This is a genomic window from Erythrobacter sp. S267 (genome assembly GCF_057365045.1).
Genome location: NZ_CP200298.1, coordinates 235,987 through 256,025 on the forward strand (window position 1 = coordinate 235,987; position 20,039 = coordinate 256,025).

The window sequence follows — 20,039 nt, forward strand, 5'->3', positions numbered from 1 at the left end:
ATACGGGAGATATTTTTTGTCACCCAATCATTTTTCGGTGGCGATATTGAATTTTTATTTGCCAGTATCAGTTTTGATTTTGTGATGAATCGTAAAATCATGTTTCGGCTCTTTATATAGAAAGACTTCTGTGAAAATACTCATGGCGTGAGGTTTTTCGTGAAGGGGCCCGATGAGTAACGGCAGAGCTCAGTTTGACGCAGACCAGGTGTTGGTGATTCTTGAGAGGTTGAGTGCGCGCTGCCTACCCAGCTTTTCGCCTAGCGCGTCGCCAAGCCGTGTCATGGGAATTTTGTGACATCGATATTGAGAAGGGTTTCAGCGCTTAGCCCACTCAGACTCCGGATTGGATTGTGATCACCCCTTTTGCATCCAAAACAGAGCCTGAGTGGGCGCCTATTGAGAGACGTTTTGACAAACGGACGTTCAAAAATCGCACCACGCTTGTTTGGGCCTAAGCGCCAGAATGATCTTACATTGCTGCCATCGCTCGTCCCGACGGATTGGACAGGCAATATAATGAGCGTATTGGCAGCCGAGCGAAGAAGGGAACAGGGAACCTAAGATGCGTGTCGCTCTGGCTGATGATGAGCAAGAATTGCGCGACCAAGTCGCTGGAATTGTTGTGCGCGCAGGACATCATGTGGACGCGTTCCGTGATGGGGTAAGCCTGCAAAACGCCCTTAAGCGGGAAACATATGATGTTGTTCTGCTGGATTGGAACATGCCTGGGCTCGACGGGTTGGCGGTTTTGCAGTGGGCCAATGAGAACATGGAGAGCCCGCCTCCCTTCATCATGGTCACAAGTCGCAGCGAGACAGACGACGTGGTTAGAGCTCTTGAGGCCGGTGCCGTCGACTACATTATCAAGCCCGAGGAAGATGAGATCATCCGCGCCCGGCTTCAGGCTGCGGGTCGCAGATTTGGCGGCAAAGAGATCGAGCCTCACGTGCAGTTCGGCAAATACAAGCTTGACCGCAAGGCAAGGACGGTGACATTCTCCGACAAGGAAATCACATTGACAGCAAAGGAATTCGACCTTGCCGACCTGTTGTTCCAGAATATCGATAAACCGCTGTCGAGGCGATATTTGTTCTCAAGAGTATGGGGCGGGGAAGTGGACCTCGAAACGCGTACCATAGACGTCCACATTTCACGCTTGAGATCCAAACTAGAATTGCAACCGGGCAATGGCTTTGTTGTGCGAACGGTGTTCGGTTTCGGCTACCGGATGGACAAGTACATTGAACCGGATTTCGCATCGGAGTAACCAGCAGGCGTGGCTAGGTTCCTCAACTTGCATGTCGCGATTGCTCGCATCCTCCAGCTTGGAAGCTGTGCGTGCTTGATGGGGTGTGCTGTCACGTCGCCCCTTGCGACAACACAGATCAACGGCACGCGCGTCGCTGCGGTTTCTGAAGTCGACTTTCCTGAGCCCGAGGCCGAGCAGACTGAGGCCAGCCAACTTCGCATGGCACTTGTGCAAGAGCTTGGTCGGCGAGATGTTTCTGTCACGTCCGATGCCAACATACTGGCTCAAATGTCCTATTCAGCCAGCCCAAGCTCGATCGGCATCTACGCGAACCAGTCAGACAATTCTGACAGTGAGGCGGTGCCAATGACCGATACGCGAACATCGCGTTGGTATGACCGCTGCAAGACAGTGCGCGTGCGTGCTTCGCTTGCTCTGTTTGAAAAGGACAGCGGGGAGTTGCGGAGCTCCAGTACTGTGCAAGCGACGATCTGCGACGGCGATACCGCAGATCATGACGAAGTCGCGCAGCAGCTAATCGACAATGTGCTAGCGCGCTGACTTCAGCTTGACGGGTTCGCGTTCAAGATAATCTGAAAGCAAGTACCCTCACCAGCGATGGATCGCGCCGAAATCTGGGCTCCATGTTCGTCAATGACCCGCTTTACGTAGGCAAGCCCCAGCCCCGCGCTTACACCAGAGCTGGACTGACGAGAGCCAAACCGCGCGAAAGTGTCTTCCAATCGGTCTTTGGAGAGACCCGGGCCAAAGTCTTCTACCTCAATCTGCAAATGAGTACCGCCGATCCTTTCTAGCGATAAGCGGACTTTGCCACCCTCCGGCGAGAACTTGATGGCATTGTCGAGCAGGTTGTCGATCGCCCTTGCCATGGATGACGGCTCGATCTGGCAGAATTCCGGCTCCTCGGGGATGGTGCTGAGGATTGCTATGCCCTTTCGGCTCGCAGCCGCATAGGCTCTGTCAACCGCCTCCAGCAGCTGAGCGCAAAGGTCACAATCCTGCGGTTTGATACCGTCATGTTCCAGCCTTGCGATCTGGACGAAATCATCCGCTAATTTGAGCGTTCGCCGCGCCAACCTGCCAATCCTGGTCAATCGCTCTTCATTGGCAAGCGCCTGTCCCGCCGAGCCTGTAAGCCCAACAATCGCGGCCTGGGGAGTGCGCATGTCGTGCGATAGGAACTCTAGCGCTTCACGTCTTTGTCGTTCCTTTTCGCGCAGGATCGATATGTCTCGAAGCGAGATGACTTCGTGCCCGTCGAGCATCGCGACCTTTGACCGTGCGACCAAAAAGGTGCGTGTATCTTTCAGCGCAAGCTCTTCTGAGTTGCTGCTCAAATTGGCGTCTATTGCCGACACGAGCTCAGGAAACGATTGCCCCACAATGCTTTCCTCGCTCCCAAACAGGGCTTCGGCTCGCGCGTTGAGCATGACCAACCCGCCAGTTGCATCGAAGACCAGGATTGCATCAGGAGAAGCGGCAAATGTGTAGCGCAAGAATGACAGGCGCTCTCTCGTCTCGCCCATCAATCCGCGAACGGCGGAGACTTGGCGTGCCACCGTGTCGAAGCCCAGTTTGGGCTCACTGCCAGGCAGGGTCACAAGGTCCGTCAGAGTATGAGCTTCGCGTTCCAGGAAGCGACTGACCGCGCTGAGGCGTCTCCACCCCCAAATCGGATAGGCGAGCAAAAGGCCGACCACGGCGGGGAATACCGGGAATGATAGCTTCAAGACCACGACAGATCCCAGCGACAGCAAGATGAGCCCAAAAATGAGCGCGAGCGCTATGCCGAGCGTTCGATTTGGAGAGGCGCGCCAGAAACAGAGGAAAAGCAACAGGATGGGCAGGATCAAGAGTGGTGCCACAAGTCCTGCGGGCGCCTCACGGATCATGCGGCGTTCTACAATGGCATTGAGCAGATTGGCCTGAATCTCGACACCAGGCATAATCCGGCCGCCATAGGCAGAAACCGCATAGCGATCTCCCAGGCCCTGCGCGGTCGATCCTATCAAAACCAGCTTGCCTTCGATGAAGTCTCCGCTGACCCGCTGCGCTATGATGTCGGCGGCAGAGATTGTTCGAAACGAACCGGAAGGCAGCATCGGGACGATCTCGCCAGTGATATCCTCACTGCTTCCGCCTGAGGCAAGGTGGGCGACTTTGGCCAAGTGGCTGTACGATTGACCGCTCGCTTCAAATTCCAGGTCGAAACGGCGTACCACCCCGTCTGGATCCGGGATGACCGCCGCATGTCCAGTGGCTGTCGCAGCAGACGCGAAGTTTGGGTAAGGATAAATCGGTTGGAGCTCTCCGATTGTTCCGGGGGCGGGGCCAAATGTATAAGGCAGTACGACCTTGCCAGCTCGCTCTATGGCGCTGGTAAGTTGCGTGTCGCCGGGCTCACCTGCTGGCTCAAGGAACAAGATGTCGAACACGATGAGAGCAGGATCATCTGAGGCCAGCTTATCGACAAGGTCCGCGTGCTTGGCTCTGTCCCATGGCCAATTGCCAACCTCAGCAAGGCTGCGATCATCAATCGCGACCACCACAATGTCTTCCGATGCATCGTTCGGCATCAGCCTTGACGAGAAATCAAGCCACGTCGCATCGAGGCGCTGGGTCCATTGCTGTTGCCAAGCGCCTGCTACCAGCAGAAGCGTGGCTAAGAGCAACACGCTCCATTCGATGAAGAGGCGACTTTTCTTCATGCTAGATATTAGCGCGATGTATCGCCGAGCGCTACTAGTCGGCGGAGAACTCCAGAACTGGACCCCAGGTTTTTATGACATCGCCTTCATCAATGACGAGGCTTGCGACCCTCCAGCGGTATTTGCCTGAAGAGAGGTTGGAAACCAGGAGTGTATTTTGTGTCAGGGCCAACTCATCCACGATCAGAACACCGGGTTGATCAGCAGACCAAAGCTGAAATGCATAGGTGATCTCTGGTTCCGCCATCCGGTTCCAGGAAAACTTGAACGCGTCCGCAAGCTCCGAGCGTTCGACTTTTGCCTCGACGGAAATCTGCTTGCGGCGAAACGAATATATCCGTGCCGCCCCTTCGAGCCCTGACGGCGAAATGCTGCGCAAGCCAACGAAGTATCGACCATCCGGAATGTTCTCGAACGAAGGTTCAATGCTAGCGCCCACTACCTCGGCAATCACTTCCTCAAAGCCGCCATCCGGGGATATTTGCGTACGGTAACCAGCCGCCCCATCGACCGGATCGATGCCGAAACTAACCTGTTCATCGACCTTGATTGTGCCGTGGTTAAGCAGCTCCGGTCCAGGCAGAAGCGCTTCAACTTCGCCTAACCCTTCGCTTGTGGCTGATATCCCAAACCCAGCAGCCGTATCGACATCGCCTGCGCCGCTGGCGACGTTGACTGACCCTTCAATCACTTCCGACAGGCCAACGTTTTGACCTTCATCGAAGGCGACTCTGAACTCAGTTCCGCGCACCGCGGTCACCGTTACCGGCGTCCCAACCCGGTATCTGCCATTGCCAACGACCTCCGGCGCGACAAACTCGCCGCGGCCTTGCAACACCCTGAGTTCCACATCGATCTCATCGCTGATCAAATAGCGCCGGGCATCGACAATGATCGCGCGCGAGTTTGAAGGGATTGCAATGCGGGCCGCGCCATCTCCGGAAATGGAGACAAAACTGTTCGATCCGGTGGATATTTGTGTGCCTTCGCCCAGCTCGAGCCCAAGTCGAGGCTGCAATGCGGCTGTGCCCCTAGAAAGGCTGACATCGCCCGAAAAGCTCTGCAACACCAATCGAACTGGGCGGTGTTTTAAGAGCGATCTTGGGATGACAAGCTCGCTACCGATTTGGAGTCGGCGAGGATTGGATATCCTGTTTAGCTCCTGCACCTTTCGCGCCGCAGCGAGATCCACAAAATAGTCTAAAGCCAATTCGTATAGCGTATCGTTCGGCTTGACTGAGTACCTAATGGCATCATCACCTGCAGCATGAGATTGCACGCTGCACACAGCAAGTGCGAGTGCGAAGAATGCGTTTAGCCAGCGAATACTCATTGTGGTCCCCGTCGTTACATCTCTGGCAAACGCTTAAAATTGTTAACAATTCTCACGGCCACTTGGTTTCGGTTGCTTCGCGTTGCCTTGGCCCGTGCATATGAAAGCAAGCCTCGAAATACTTGGCAAGGACGTTGGTGTGCCTGATGGTCAGAAGCCCGCCGGCCTCTTCGTAACAAGAACCCGGGACGCTTGTGCTGCCTCATGTTTCAGCGCCCCAGGCTCTATCGCAAACTCTGTATTTGGTCAGCTGACTTCAGAGAGCAGAGCGCCCCGCGTTCCGCTCTGAAGACCTGCGCGACAATCCGCGCGCGCGGCACTGTTTAGCTGAGCCAACCTCAATACGAAGTTTTACCTAATGACGGGCCGCGATCAATCTAACCCTTGTAAAAGGTTGTTGCGCAGCGACGCGCTTTTGCGGAGGCTGGCGCCTAAGGTGCTGGACAAGTCTCCCTTGGCAATTTCTTGTACTATGAGTTCCAATCCCGCATCATTTATCACATAGTGAGAACTTACGGGCGAGAGCCACGGACTTTGCAGGCCTTCGCTGCCGAAGGTATCCAGATCGAGAAGAGAGTTCCCCTGTTCGGCTGTGAGCAGGCTGTGAACTTCATACTGCTTTGATCGCACAATGTCTGAACGATGTTGAGGCCGAGCCCCTGTCCATCGGCCCCGTCGCGGCGCTGTCCGCTTTCCAAGGCATTGGACAGGGCTTGTTCAGTCATTCCACACCCGTTGTCGTAGACGTCTAACCGCAGCTTGCTCTCAATGCGACGGCAGCCAACCAAGATGCTATCAGCGTTAGAGTGGTTTATCGCGTTGACCACCAGATTGCTCGCCATTCTCATTACGGCGATGGGATTGGCTGTCACATTTTGCGAGCAGGGTACGCAGCTCAAAACACATCCCTTGGTAGCGGCATCTTCAGCAAACATGCGCAGTATGTTCTCTAGCACGATCTGGATTGGGAAGGTCTCTGCTTCACCAATTGATTGCGGCGCGCCGGCGAGAGACGGATCGTCGCCCGGAGCCGCATCGTCACGCCTCGCAATCCCCTCAATTAGAGTGAGCGCCGCCTTCAGCCGTTTCTCTTCATCGGCATCCATGTGCTGCCGATTGTCGATCGCATTGCGCAATGCGCCCAGCGGCTGCATCAGATCGTGTCCCATTGCAGCGATTTCGCGCCGTGAGTGCTCGGCATCGCGCCGTGCCCGATCAAAGCGCAAACGGCTGGTCTCCAGATCGCGGCTGAGGCGCAGCGATTCCTGCGCTGCGGCCAATTGCTGCTTCAGCGCCACATCGCGGTCGCGTTGCAGGAGGAACACTTTGAGCACGATAGCGATCGCGAAAAAGACGCTTTCAGCGAGGAACGCTGAGTGAATCAGATCAAGCGAAAAATGCCGGTCCGTTGCTCCGGCAATCAACTTGTTGATCTGATCGAAAAACCCGCTTGCGAGAATCGTGGCTGTGCCCAGCAACACAGGAATTGATCCGTGCCAACCACTGCGGGCCGCGCGGATTGCTATGCTTGCTTGAAGCCCCAGCATTAACACTACCAAGACCTGCGTAATGAGCCTTCCTGTCATCCCCGGATAAAGCGCTATGGGAATGAGTGTGAACACCGAAGCAAGAAGGATAAATTTCAGAACAGCGTCACTTTTGGGAAAGTTCTGGCGCGTTTCGAAGAACTCGCGGCAGAACAGGACTTGGAAGATCAGCCCTACTTGCAGCCCGAAATCTTCGGCAAAGGGGATGAAGGCGCCATCCGGAATGATTGGCATGCTGCCTTCGGCAAGGCCCACAAGAAAGAAGCCCGTTATGCCATAGGCGGCATAGGCTCCCGCCAAACGCCAGCCGATGACATTGCCCATGACCAATGCAATGACGATGATTGTGAACCAGATTCCGTTCATCATCCACTGCCACGAATTGCGTTCGTTGAGCCATGTGGCAAAGGCTTCGGGCGTTGAAATGCTGATTGGCGACTGAGAGCTGAAGCGCGGCGCTTGACGGACCAGGATATCCGCGATCTCTCCCGGCTGAAGCGAAATTCTACTCGCGACATAGGGGCTGATGGAATTGCGCGGGCATAGCTCTTCGTCGCAGCGAAAGATCAGGACCGCCGCGCCTGACTGATCCAGCTGATAGCCGCGCAGATCTATCGTTCCAACCGGTCGGCCTGTATCGATGACCCATTCGCCAGCTATGTCTGAGGCGTTGGTGACACGAAAGTGAAACCAGACATCAGGCTCCCCCGGTTGAACAGCTTCAAAACCCAGATTCTTGGTCGTCACAAGCGAGAATTCATCAAGCCGCCCGGCAATCTCATTCACGCTAAGCTCGCGCGAATAATCGAGGAAGTAGCGTGCCTTACCTCTCGCAGGTTCAACCAGAAACTGACCGCGCTCTAGGTCAATGGTGGGTGCGCTTTGCGCTCTGACGGGAGAGCCGTATGTGGCGATTAGACCCAGGCAGAACAGAGCAAGCAGCGCGGCGGAAATCGCGCGCTGCAGCGCTGTCAAAAGGCTCTGACGGCGAGGCTCACTCATCCTGCAACGATAAAGCTGCCAGAGGGCTGTGGATATGGGGTGAGCAACCCGTTCATCATCACAGCTGCTGAAATTCGTCGAGCAGACCCTGACGCAGCGCATAAATCATCAAGCCCGAAATAGAGCGCACATTCAGCTTTGCCATCAGGCTTCCGCGATGTTTCTCCACCGTTTTAACGCTGATGCTGAGGCGGTCGGCGATCTCGGGATTAGTGTTGCCCTGCGTGATCAGTGACAGAACTTCGCGCTCACGCGCAGTCAGGGGTTGGCGCTCGGTCGCGCTTTCAAGGATCTTGGCTGCTTCAAGCGAGATGTATCGGCCCCCTGAAAGGATCGTTTCAAGGCCCTTGATCATCTCTTCAGACGGCTCGCTTTTCAGGAACAGCCCTTCAACCCCCGCATCGACCCAGCTCGCCAGCAATTGGGAGGATGTGAAGCCGGTGAGCACTGCGACCTTCACATCGGGCAGCCAGCGTTTGACTTCGGTGTAAACCTCGATCCCGCGGGCATAGGGCATGGCGGCGTCCAAGATTATCAGATCAGGCTTGAGCGTCTTGGCCGTCCCAATCGCCTCCATCCCGTCGCTAGCTTCGCCAACCACTTCCCAGCCTTCGACGGCTTTGAACTGTTCGCGCAGGCCTTGGCGGACGAATTCATGATCGTCGCAAATCAGAATGCGATGTTGTGACAAAAAGCCCCCTGTTGTTGCGGCATTGCCCCCCGCTTCGAAACAAGCATAGGTTCAAGTGCCTGCAAAGGTCCACCAATTCGTTGTGAATGCTGGGCGCTGCTGCTCCCGTCGCAGAGTCAACGAAGTGCATGGAAAATGGGGTATTCACCCGATAGCTCCTACGTAGGAGCCCTCATAAACCCTCGCTCAATGTCGCGGATTTTCAGCCGCGTTTGACAATTGGGGGTTTTAAGATGGCGAGCATTCTTCAGGCAAAACGCACTGGCAAGCAAGGCAAGACCGGCAAGCGGTCAAAGTGCAGTCTGAAGGCCGAATTGTTCACCCGCACATCGCATGTGACGCGATCCATTCTGGGCGCAGCGGCTCTGGCAGCTGTGCCCTTGCTGACGCTGACCGCTCCGGAGATCGCTCACGCCCAGACGACTGATGCGCAGGCGGGTGTCGGCGACACGGTACAAGACCCCGCTACCGGTGACGCGCTGACGATTATCGCGGTGTTCGATGGCGCGGTGCTGGTTGAAGATTACCGCCTGGTCCTGATCGACCCGCAGGTCGGCGCAATGGTTCCTGATCCCAATGATGCGAGCCAGTTCCTTGACGTCACGGCGGTCACCAACAACGCCACCACCGGCCTTCCAGAAACGGTCACGCTGAGCGACGGGCGCACGATCTCCGTCGCGCGCGAAGTGTCGGGGCAGGTCGTCCGCGATGCGACGCCAGATGCAGGCTCCAGTCTGACAGCGACGCCGCTGCCTAGGCCATCCGCGACCGTCAATCGTGTCTCTGTGTCCCGCAATGGCGGCGATGGCGCCAACGGCGAGGATGCGAGTATCGGCAACCTCAACACTCCTTCTCCCGGATCGACCGGGAACACGCGCACTCCAGTAATTCGGACATCGTTAGCCAACATCACTTCAGATGGTGGCATATTCGGTCGATTGTCGGGCGTCGCGGTCTATGCCAATGGCGGCGATGGAGGCGATGGAGGCGACGGAGGCTCTTTCCTTGGCTTTACGAGTGCGGGCCGCAATGGCGGATCAGGTGCTGTGGGGCCAGCTTTTACCTTCACCAATTCAGGCACTATCGCGCTTTCGGAGAACGGCCTTTTCGGGATTATCGTCTCCAGCACTGGCGGCAATGGCGGTCGCGGTGGCGATGGCGCCTTTGGCTTCACCTCTAACGCAGGCAATGGCGGGACTGCCGGTGTGGGCGGAAGAGTAGCTGTGATTAACACAGCTACTGGCAATATCACGACCTATGGACGATCCAGTCACGGCATTTATGTTCGCAGTCGTGCGGGCACAGGCGGTTCGGGCGGTGACGCAGATCTGTCGTTCGATTCCGAGGCAGGGGATGCAGGCCGCGGAGCAAATGGCAGCACGGCCCAAGCCACGAATTTAGGCGCAATCTTCACCTTTGGCGACAACGCCCATGGCATTCTGGGCCAATCCATCGGCGGTTCGGGTGGCGGAGGCGGTGACGCAACCGGCCTTGTCTCCTTCGCCGGTTCTGCGGCGGCTGGCGGCAACGGTGGCTTTGTTGAGCTCGACAATCGCGGCTTGATTGTCACTGAAGGTGTCAATGCAGTCGGGATGCTCGCTCAGAGTCTTGGCGGCGGCGGGGGCGATTCCGGCAATTCCGGCGGATTTGTTGCCATTGGTGCGTCAGGTGGCTCCGGCAGCAATGGCGGCATTGTCTCTACCTTCAACATCGGGGGATCAATTCTGACCTCTGGTGACCGCTCGCATGGCGTTTTGGCGCAATCGGTTGGTGGAGGAGGCGGCTCTGGCGGTATCGCAGGCGGAGTCGTTTCGATTGGCTCTCGTGGCTCCGGCGGCGGATCAGGTGGCGGCGTTACCTTCTTCAACAGTTCAGGAGCTTTGATCTCAACCCAAGGAGACGCGGCCCACGGCGTGCTGGCACAATCGCTTGGCGGCGGCGGGGGAAGCGGCGGTTCTGCCGGTGGCGTTGTCGCAATCGGTGGGTCGGGCGGCAGTGGCGGATCGGCGAGCACTGTTGGCATCACGAATGATGCAACGATTTTGACCAGTGGAGACGATTCCAAAGCGATCCTTGCGCAATCCATTGGCGGCGGCGGCGGTGATGGGGCGAGCGCTGGAGGCGTCGTTGGCATCGGCGGAAGTGGCTCCGGTGCAGGCAATGGCAGCACCGTAACCGTCACAATGGGGACGAACGGCCTGATCCAGACGTCGGGCGCTTCCTCCGATGGTATTCTGGCTCAATCCATCGGCGGCGGAGGCGGCAATGGTGCATCCTCGGGCGGCTTGGTTTCTGTCGGCGGTAGTGGATCGCGGGCGGGCAGCGGCTCAAGAGTCACCATTAGCAATGGTGGCCGGATTGAGACGCAAGGCGCGTTCTCGCGCGGTATTCTGGCGCAGAGCATTGGTGGCGGCGGCGGCGCTGGCGGGGCGTCGGGCGGTCTTGTCAGTATCGGTGGAGCATCCTCACGCGGGGGCACTGGCAGCACGGTGAGCATCGCCAATAGCGGATTGGTCGCAACCGAGGGCGTGTTCTCAAACTCTGTGCAAGGACAAAGCATCGGCGGTGGCGGCGGAACCGGTGGCTCATCTGGTGGCGTACTGGTCGTAATTGGGGGCAGAGGTAGCGGCGCAGGCAGCGCTGGCACAGTGAACATCACCAATCGCGGCCAATTGGAGACCACCGGAGACTTCTCCAACGGCATCTTCGCTCAAAGTGTCGGCGGCGGCGGTGGTGAAGGCGGTCAAGCGACCTCTGGATCGGCCTTTGTTGGCGTCGCTATAGGGGGACGCGGATCGGGCGGCGGCAATGGCGGGACAGTCACTGTCACAGGTGAAAGCTCGACTGAGACGATTGACGGCGTTGACCGCGACCTTCTGCCCTTGATCCGCACAATGGGCGATTTCTCCAACGGCATCTTTGCCCAAAGCGTTGGCGGAGGCGGCGGCAATGGCGGCGCGTCGGTCCAAGGTACAGTGGGCGCATTCGTCGGCGTATCGGTTTCAATCGGAGGCACTTCAGGAGGCGGTGGCACTGGCGGCAGTGTCAACGTGCTGGGCGATCACATCATCCTTACAGATGGCAGTTTCTCTCACGGTATTCTGGCTCAAAGCGTTGGCGGCGGAGGCGGCAATGGGGGGAGCGCGATCTCCGCCGCCGCATCAGGTGGAGCGGGCATCTCCGGCTCTGTCTCGGTCGCGGTGGGCGGCTCCGGCGGCTCTGGCGGAGCGGGCGGCGTCGTCAATCTGGATGCAGGAGGGTTTAGCGGCACCAGCGGTGCATTTTCTCACGCATTGCTCGCACAAAGCGTTGGCGGCGGCGGCGGCAATGGCGGCTTCAGCATCTCGGCAGCATTGGCCGGGAGCGATTCCTTTGCGGTTGCGATCCCTGTCGGCGTGGGCGGCTCTGGCGGCAGCGGTGGCACTGGCGGCGAAGTGCGGATCAACTATGCGGGCGATCTGCTGACCGAGGGCGCATTCTCTCACGCTCAATTGGCGCAAAGCGTTGGCGGCGGCGGCGGCAATGGCGGCTTCAACGTTAGCGCGGGTGTAACCGCTTCGGGTGCGGTCAATGGCAGCGTCGCAGTGGGCGTCGGCGGTATTGGCGGCAATGGCGGCAATGGCGGCCTTGTAGATAGCGATATCACTGGCGATGCTGCCACGACGGGAGACTTTGCGACGGCTCTGGTCACGCAATCGGTTGGCGGAAGCGGCGGTACAGGCGGCCTCAATGTCAGCGGCACGATAACCATTGGCGGCGGCGGCTCTGGCGGTATCGCCGTGGGCGTCGGTGGCGGTGGAGGCGGCGCAGGCTCAGGCGGCACCGCGAACAGCGCGCTGACGGGCAACGTCCTGACCATGGGTGATTTCGCCAGCGCTATCCTGACGCAGAGCGTTGGCGGAGGCGGCGGTAATGGCGGCCTCAATGTCTCAGGCACGATCGCCGCGGGAGGTTCTTTTGGCCTCGGCATCAATGTCGGCATCGGCGGTGCTGGCGGCAGCGGAGGTAATGGCGGCGCTGTCACAGCAAGTGTGGATGGCGATATCGAGACCACCGGCCAAGGCTCGACCGCGTTTCTTGCGCAATCACTGGGCGGCGGGGGCGGTAATGGCGCTCTGAATGTCTCTGGCGGTATTAGCGCGGCTGGCACAGGTGCAGGCACGATCTCGGTTGGCATTGGCGGCAGCGGCGGCAGCGCGGGCACAGGCGGAACGGTCGCTGCGACAATCAACGGCACGACCATTACCAGCGGCGAGAATGCCGAGGCGATCATCGCGCAAAGCATCGGAGGCAGCGGCGGTAACGGCGCGATCAATGTCAGCGCTGGGCTCACACTCACGTCTTTGGGCGGCAATCTGGGGGTCGGTATCGGCGGATCAGGCGGCACTGGCGGATCAGGCGGCGCTGCATCACTGACCGTGACCGGCGACACGCAAACGCTGGGTTCTGACTCCACCGCAGTGTTGGTGCAAAGTCTTGGCGGCGGAGGCGGCAATGGCGGCCTCAACGTGACCGGCGGCGTGACGCTTTCAACCGGCTTCTCCGGCTCGATCGGCGTAGGCGTGGGCGGCAAAGGCGGCGGCGGCGGAGCGGGTGGCAGCGCCACGCTCAATCTGGATGGCATGGTCCTTACCACTGGCGATCAATCCGCTGGTGTGATCGCACAATCGCTTGGTGGAGGCGGCGGTAATGGCGGCCTGAACGTCACCGGAAATCTCTCAGCATCAAGCGCTGGCACGGGCTCTCTGGCAGTGGGCGTTGGTGGCTTTGGCGGCACGGGCGGCACAGGCGGCTCGGCAAATGCCGATGTCGAAGGCCTTGTCCAAACCTCGGGCGAGGAATCCGCAGGCGTCCTGGTGCAGAGCCTTGGCGGCGGAGGCGGCAATGGCGCGCTCAACGTCTCTGGCGCGGTGGCGCTTTCCAGCAGCACCGCCATCGGGCCGAGCGTGGGCATTGGCGGCTTTGGCGGCAGTGGAGGCAATGGTGCAGGTGCGACCCTTACTCGCATTGGCGACACGGTCACTCGCGGCGCACTTTCCAACGCGATCACCGTGCAGAGCATCGGTGGCGGGGGCGGCAATGGCGGCGCGAATATTGCCGCTGGGCTGACTTTTGGCGGCACGGGATCTTACTCAGGAGCCGTTGGCATTGGTGGCTTTGGTTCCTCGGCTGGCAATGGCGGAGAGGTCACAACAGACATCAACGGCAGCGCGGTGGCGACCGGCTTCCTCGACAGCGCTGACGCTTTCGACTTTGGCGTAGGCGGCCTCCTTCTGAACCTTCGTGCCGGCGGCTCGCACGGTGTCTTTGCGCAAAGCGTTGGCGGAGCAGGCGGAACCGGCGGTATCAACATCTCAGGCGGCATCGCTCTGGGCGGCGGAGGCGCGAAGTCGCTCTCTGTTGGGATCGGTGGCTTCGGCGCTGGCGGCGGCGATGGCGGCACAGTCAACGTGACCGCGCGCGGAGATATGTTTGCAGGCACTGGCGATGCGATGTCGGCTGTGACCGGGCAGAGCATTGGCGGCGGCGGCGGCGACGGAGCGCTCAACATTGCTGGCGGCATTGCCATGAACGGCACGCTCAGCGTTGGCGTTGGCGGGTTTGGCAGCGCAGGCGGGGAGGGCGGCGAGGTAACCGTCCTTGTCGAAGGCGACATGATGGCGTCTGGCCTTTCCGCAGCGGGCTTGCGCGCACAAAGCGTTGGCGGCGGAGGCGGCAATGGCGGCACCAATATCTCTGGTGGGATCGGCATCAGCGGCGCGACCAGTGTGCCCGCGCTTGCCTTTGGTCTGGGCGGATCGGGCGGCGATGGCAGCGCGGGCGGCAGCGTCACCGCGTCACATGCAGGCATCATCTCGGTCTCAGGAGCAGGCAGCTCAGGCATCGATGCCCAAAGCGTTGGCGGCGGCGGTGGCAATGGCGGCCTGAATGTCGCAGCAGCCGCAGGCGGCGCGCGAAGCTTCAACCTTGGGATTGGCGTCGGCGGCAGCGGAGGCAATGGCTCCACTGGCGGTTCTGTCACAGTCGACAGCGATGGCGACATCTTTGTCGATGCGGATGGCGATGACACCTCCATCGCGCGCGGAAATGGGCGCGGCATCTCTGCGCAATCCATCGGCGGAGGCGGCGGCAATGCCGGCTTCAACATTGCAGGCGCGGGCACCAATCGCGGGGCTCCGCTCACGCTGGGAATTGGCGGATCTGGCGGCGATGGCGGAGCGGCAGGAGCTGTCGTGGTCAATCGCGGCGCCAATGCGGCAAGCGTTATCAATGTCACGGGCGACAACGCCATCGGCTTGCTTGCACAAAGCATCGGCGGCGGCGGCGGCAATGCCGGAGGCAACCTGCTGCTCTCCGGCAGCTTGCGCGCGCGCTTTGACGTGCAACTGGCCATCGGAGGCGCTGGCGGAAGCGGTGCGGATGGCGGCGCAGTCACTGTCAATCACACAGGCAATATCGCGCTGGCGGGCGACGATTCTCGCGCAATTATGGCGCAGAGCATCGGCGGCGGTGGCGGCAACGCTGCGGTCAATATCAACGCATCGCTGGTCGGCGATCGAGAGGTGCGCGCAGGCGAGGCCGCGGGAACCAAAACCCTCGACCTGCAAATCGGCGGCGGTCCGGGAGCGGGCAGCGCTGGCGGCAACGTCATCGTCAATCACGATGGAAACCTTGGCACGACGGGCGCTCGCTCGGTTGCGATCATGGCGCAAAGCATTGGCGGCGGCGGCGGTAACGCGGCTGAGGCCTACACGCAGAACTTCAACGATGCGGGACAGCTCTCAATCCAGATAGGCCGGATCGGCGGCACGGGCGGCGTGGGCGGAGCGGTCACCGTCGACGCAGCGGGCTTTATCGCGACTTCGGGCGAAGATGCGCATGGCATTCACGCTCAGAGCATCGGCGGGGGTGGAGGTAACTCCGAAACAATCGCGATCAGCCTCGAAGGCGACCGCTCTTCGCAATCGGGCAGCAATCAGGAAAGCGCGACACAGTCGTTCAACGTCGAGTTTGCGCTGGGTCTTGAAGGCGGTGTTGGCGCGTCCTCTGGCATTGTCACGGTCGAGAATGCGGCCACGATCCAAACTGCAGGACTGGGTGCTCACGGCATTTATGCGCAGTCGATTGGCGGCGGTGGCGGCAATGGCGGTGCGGCGATCATCGATCGCTTCTCCGAAATCCCGCTGCCGCTTCCCGGCGATGAAGATGCCGAAGGAGAGTACTCTATCGGCGTCCAGATTGGCGGCGATGGCGGATCGGGGTCGTTCGGTGGTGCGGTCAACGTTATCAATGCAGGCACGATCCTGACCCAGGGAGATAGCGCAAATGCGATCCGCGCGATCTCCACTGGCGGTGGCGGCGGTGATGCTGGAGCCGCGTTCAATGTCGACACGCCGGGCGGCGGAGACAGCATTTCGCTCGCTTTTGCTCTGGGCGGGACGGGCGGTCCGGGCTCCGACGGCGGAGCCGTGACAGTCACCAATCTGGGCATCCTCCAGACCGAGGGTGAAGCTGCATCCGCAATCTTTGCGCAGAGCATTGGCGGGGGCGGCGGCAATGCTGGCCTTGGCGGGAACTTCTCCAACCTTAGCCCTGACACTTCCAACACGGCGACAGTGATCGCGCTGAACATTGGTGGCGAAGGCGGCACCGGCGGTTCCGGTGGCAGCGTCAATGTCTCCAACGGATCGGCCGACGATACCTCCGCCAGCATCCTCACAACCGGGGACCAGTCCCACGGCATCTTTGCGCAGAGTATTGGCGGCGGAGGCGGCAATGGCGGCTCTACCCTGTCAGGCAATTTCGCCAACAGTTCGAGCGCCTATCAGTTGGCAGTCAACATTGGCGGGATTGGTGGCTCTGGCGGGATTGGCGGCGATGTCGTGGTCTCCAACTTCGGGGCGATTGAGACCCGGGGCGAGGAAGCCCATGGCATCTTCGCACAGAGCATTGGCGGCGGTGGCGGCAATGGCGGGCTCAGCCTGTCATCTGGCAACCTTTACGCCAAGCGCGCTTTCCCGCGGCAGGCGCTGATCGCCATCGGCGGCGGCGGCGGTGAAGGCAATGATGCGGGCGATGTCACGGTCACCAATAGCGGAACGATCATGACGTCAGGCGCGAATGCCAACGGCATTTTCGCTCAGTCGCTGGGCGGCGGTGGGGGCAATATGAGCCTTGGCCTTGGCGTAACCTTTGATCCGCGCGTTAACGTGCCCGTGAACCTGCTGGCCAATACAGTCGGCTTCCTGCTGGGCGCTGATCCGGGCGATGGCGGCCAAGGAGGCCGTGTCACGGTGAACCAGCTTGGCGACGTTTTCGTCTCTGGCGAAGGCGCGCGCGGCGTTGTTGGTGAGAGCATCAATGGCGGCGGAGGCGGCTTTACGATCGACCTCAGCGACATTGCAGGATTCCTGTCGGGCGACTTGCTTCCCGGCGCGCTCGAAATTGAGCCGGTTAGCGATCTGCCCGCTCTCACCTTGTTCGGCGGCGCTGCGGGGCAAGGCGATGCGAATGCAGAGCTCGTGACCCTCAATCTGGTCGGCAATGTGCAGGTTCTGGGCGACAATGGCGCTGGCCTGTTCCAGCAGTCTGTCGGCGGCGGTGGAGGCCAATTTGACCTCACCGCCAGCTTTGCTGAGGTCGATGATCCGCAGGCGGTTGCTCTGCCGGTGACTTCGGGTCTTGGCGGGCGCGACAGCTCCAATGTGAATGGCGGCGATGTTGCCAGCAATCAGGCCGGCAATGCGATCACGGACGGTGTAAACACGCCTGCAGTCTTCTTGCAATCGGTTGGTGGCGGCGGCGGCCGCGCGGTGCTCGACTTTACTGGCCAAGCCGACCAGATCGGCGCGATCAAACTGATGCTGGGCGGCACGGGTCAAACCAACGCAGCAGGCGGCAATGTCAGCCACGTTCATGAAGGCATCATTGGCACTATGGGCGCCAATTCGGTCGGCTTGCTTGTGCAGAGCATTGGTGGCGGCGGCGGCGTCACGCAGTTTGCCTTTGCTGCGCCAGTGCCTGAGGACACCACCAGCACGACAATGTCGCAGGACACCGCGCGCACTCTGGCCGCTGTGGGCGATATGCCCGAGGCAGCTCTGACGCTTGGCGCTGCGGGTGGCTCTGGCCTTGATGGCGGCGACATCGCGATCACGCAAAGCGGCGACAACATGACGATGGGCGATGCATCGCCAGCGATCCTGCTTCAATCCATCGGTGCAGGTGGCGGTCAGATTGCCACAGACGGCGTGCACATCGCTGACGTGACGCTAGGCGGCAGCGACGGCGCGAGCGGAGATGGCGGAGCGGTTGCGTTCACGATTGACGGCATGGTCGCGACCCAAGGCGATCGCTCTGACGGTGTGGTCCTGCAATCCATCGGCGGCGGCGGCGGTATCGTCAGCGGCGCGGATGCAGCCACTCAAGTTACGCTGTCAGCTGACAATAGCGGCTCAGGCGGAGCCATCGCGCTCAACCTCAACGGCGACATCATCGTCGAAGGCGCTGGCGGGCGAGCCATTGTCGCTCAGTCGCTGGGCGGCGGGGGCGGTCTTGTCACCGGTCTGTTTGCTGGCACCGCCGGTGGAACCGGCGCAGGCGGCACGATCGACCTGTTGCTCAACGGCAATATCAGCGTCACTTCTGCTGGCGAGACTGCGGTCCTTGCGCAAAGCCTTGGCACCGACGGTGGCGGCGATATCACGGTCGAGTTGACCGAGGACAATGCGATCATCGTGGGAGAAGACGGGGTTGCCATCGCCTTTGAAGGCGGCGCGCAAAACACCTTCATCAATCGCGGAATGGTTGTCTCCCCCGATGGATTGGACAGCCTGATCATGACCGGCACGACCGGCGATGACCGGATTGTGAACTTCGCTACGCTGATCGGCGGTGTTGCCCTGGGCGGCGGGATCAACGCTTTCGACAACCGCGAAGGGGCTATCGCTCTGACCGGGGCAAGCTTTGACCTGGGCGGTCCGGACAGCCAGTTCACCAATGCCGGAACTCTGGCAGCGGGCGGTACGGACACGATTGTGCAGACCCAGCTAGGTGGCGGTTTTGCGCAAACGGACACGGGCATCAGCTTTTTCGAGGTTGATCTGGCAGATGATACGCATGACGCGATCAACGCAACCGGCGCCGTGAGTGTGGCAGGAGGGCTCGATGCGCGGCTGCTCAACATTTCCGACTTCACGCCGGGGATGAAAGCGTTCCAGATCATCACAGGAGACAGCGGAGCCAGCATCGATAGTGCCGATCTACGCGCTGACTCCTCGGTCGTGTTCAACCTGCTGGGTGTTGAAGCAAACGGGACGGCTGTCGAGCTGCTCTACGACATGACCTTTGCGCCTGCTGAGGCGCTCGGCAATCAGGGTGATTTCGGGCAATATCTTGACCGGGTCCAGACCGAAGGCGTGCCTACCGATTTGGCACCGACTTTCAACCAGCTAATCGCGGTGCAGGAAGTTGCCGAATACACCGATCTGCTCACTCAGCTGGGCGGCGATTTCTTCGCCCAGCAAGACGTTCTGACGGTCGGCATGTCTCAGGACTTTGCGAGCGAGATCGCCAATTGCGGCGGAACCGGCTTTGCCTCTGTCTCAACCGACAAGACAACCTGTGTCTGGGTCGAAGCGGATCTGAGTGACGCGACGCTCGACCCTGTTCCAGGATCGCCGGGCAGTACGGCAGATATCCTCTCCTTCTCTGGCGGGGCGCATTACGCAGTGTCAGACAAGGTCAGTCTTGCTCTGGGTGTTGGGTATGACGATCTCGACATGGTCGGCTACGACACCAATTGGGGAGCAACCGGATCGGTGTTCCACGCCGGGATTGGAGCGACCTACGATCTGGGCGCAACCCGGTTCGGAGCCTTTGCGACTTACACGCAATCAGGGTTTGATAGTGTCCGGATGCAACCTGGCTTCGGAGTTGCGGCCAGCAGTTCACGCGATGTGACAGCCTTTGGCGCCCAGCTGAACGTGTCGCATCAGCTCGATCTCGGCGGTCTGGAAGTGCTTCCTCTGTTGAGCGCCGGTATCACCAGCCTCAGCGGCGGGGACACGGTCGAAACCGGAGCAACAGCCAATAACCTCTCCATCGAGCAGAGCAGCGGGACCTACAGCTGGGTCATGCCTCAGCTGCGTGTGGGCTACGCCGCCAGCCTGTCGGAAGAGTGGAGTATCCGACCGTTTATCGGAGGGGCACTGCGCTACAACCTGTCTGATCCAACAGTCGCGGCCGTAGGACGTTTCGCGCTGGATACGAGCGGCGTTGCCCCGTTCATGGCGACAAGGACGCTCGATCGCAGCGTCTTGGAAGGAGAAGCGGGGCTGGAGCTGTTCAACACAGGCGGGGTCCGCGCGGCGGTTTCGTACCGGCTTCAGCAATCGAGCACGCGCGATGCGAGCAGCGCACAAGTCAGCCTCGTGGTACCGTTCTGAAGTCAGCTCGCACGTGTTTGGCTGGGTTGGCCCTCCCG

The 20,039-nt window shown here is 60.1% G+C and carries 7 protein-coding genes; 3 read left to right on the forward strand and 4 right to left on the reverse strand.

What is annotated here, in order from left to right; translation table 11 throughout:
* Nucleotides 1-565: 565 nt before the first annotated feature.
* Both AC0V6X_RS01145 and AC0V6X_RS01150 read left to right on the forward strand, forming a co-directional pair.
* Nucleotides 566-1,270 carry a response regulator transcription factor gene (locus tag AC0V6X_RS01145; protein WP_486182754.1) on the forward strand — a complete coding sequence of 235 codons (705 nt, stop codon included), beginning with the start codon at nucleotides 566-568 and terminating at the stop codon, nucleotides 1,268-1,270.
* A 78-nt stretch (nucleotides 1,271-1,348) separates the two neighbouring features.
* Nucleotides 1,349-1,813, forward strand: a complete 465-nt coding sequence (locus AC0V6X_RS01150; protein ID WP_486182755.1) for a hypothetical protein — start codon at nucleotides 1,349-1,351, stop codon at nucleotides 1,811-1,813.
* 2 nt (nucleotides 1,814-1,815) lie between these two features.
* Here the strand turns inward: AC0V6X_RS01150 and AC0V6X_RS01155 are convergent, their stop codons facing one another.
* The 4 genes from AC0V6X_RS01155 to AC0V6X_RS01170 form a co-directional block, all read right to left on the reverse strand.
* Nucleotides 1,816-3,981, reverse strand: a complete 2,166-nt coding sequence (locus AC0V6X_RS01155) for a CHASE2 domain-containing protein (protein WP_486182756.1) — start codon at nucleotides 3,979-3,981, stop codon at nucleotides 1,816-1,818.
* Between the two features lie 34 nt (nucleotides 3,982-4,015).
* The gene (locus tag AC0V6X_RS01160) at nucleotides 4,016-5,314 is read right to left on the reverse strand and encodes a FecR domain-containing protein (protein ID WP_486182757.1); all 1,299 of its coding nucleotides are present in this window, start codon (nucleotides 5,312-5,314) and stop codon (nucleotides 4,016-4,018) included.
* Between the two features lie 512 nt (nucleotides 5,315-5,826).
* The gene (locus tag AC0V6X_RS01165; protein WP_486182758.1) at nucleotides 5,827-7,863 is read right to left on the reverse strand and encodes a sensor histidine kinase; all 2,037 of its coding nucleotides are present in this window, start codon (nucleotides 7,861-7,863) and stop codon (nucleotides 5,827-5,829) included.
* Between the two features lie 58 nt (nucleotides 7,864-7,921).
* A complete protein-coding gene (locus AC0V6X_RS01170; RefSeq protein ID WP_486182759.1) occupies nucleotides 7,922-8,554 on the reverse strand; it encodes a response regulator in 633 nt (210 codons plus the stop codon).
* 233 nt (nucleotides 8,555-8,787) lie between these two features.
* Here AC0V6X_RS01170 and AC0V6X_RS01175 point away from each other — a divergent pair, with 233 nt between their 5' ends.
* Complete coding sequence (locus AC0V6X_RS01175) at nucleotides 8,788-20,001, forward strand: hypothetical protein (RefSeq protein WP_486182760.1); 11,214 nt, start codon at nucleotides 8,788-8,790, stop codon at nucleotides 19,999-20,001.
* The last annotated feature ends 38 nt before the right edge of the window (nucleotides 20,002-20,039 follow it).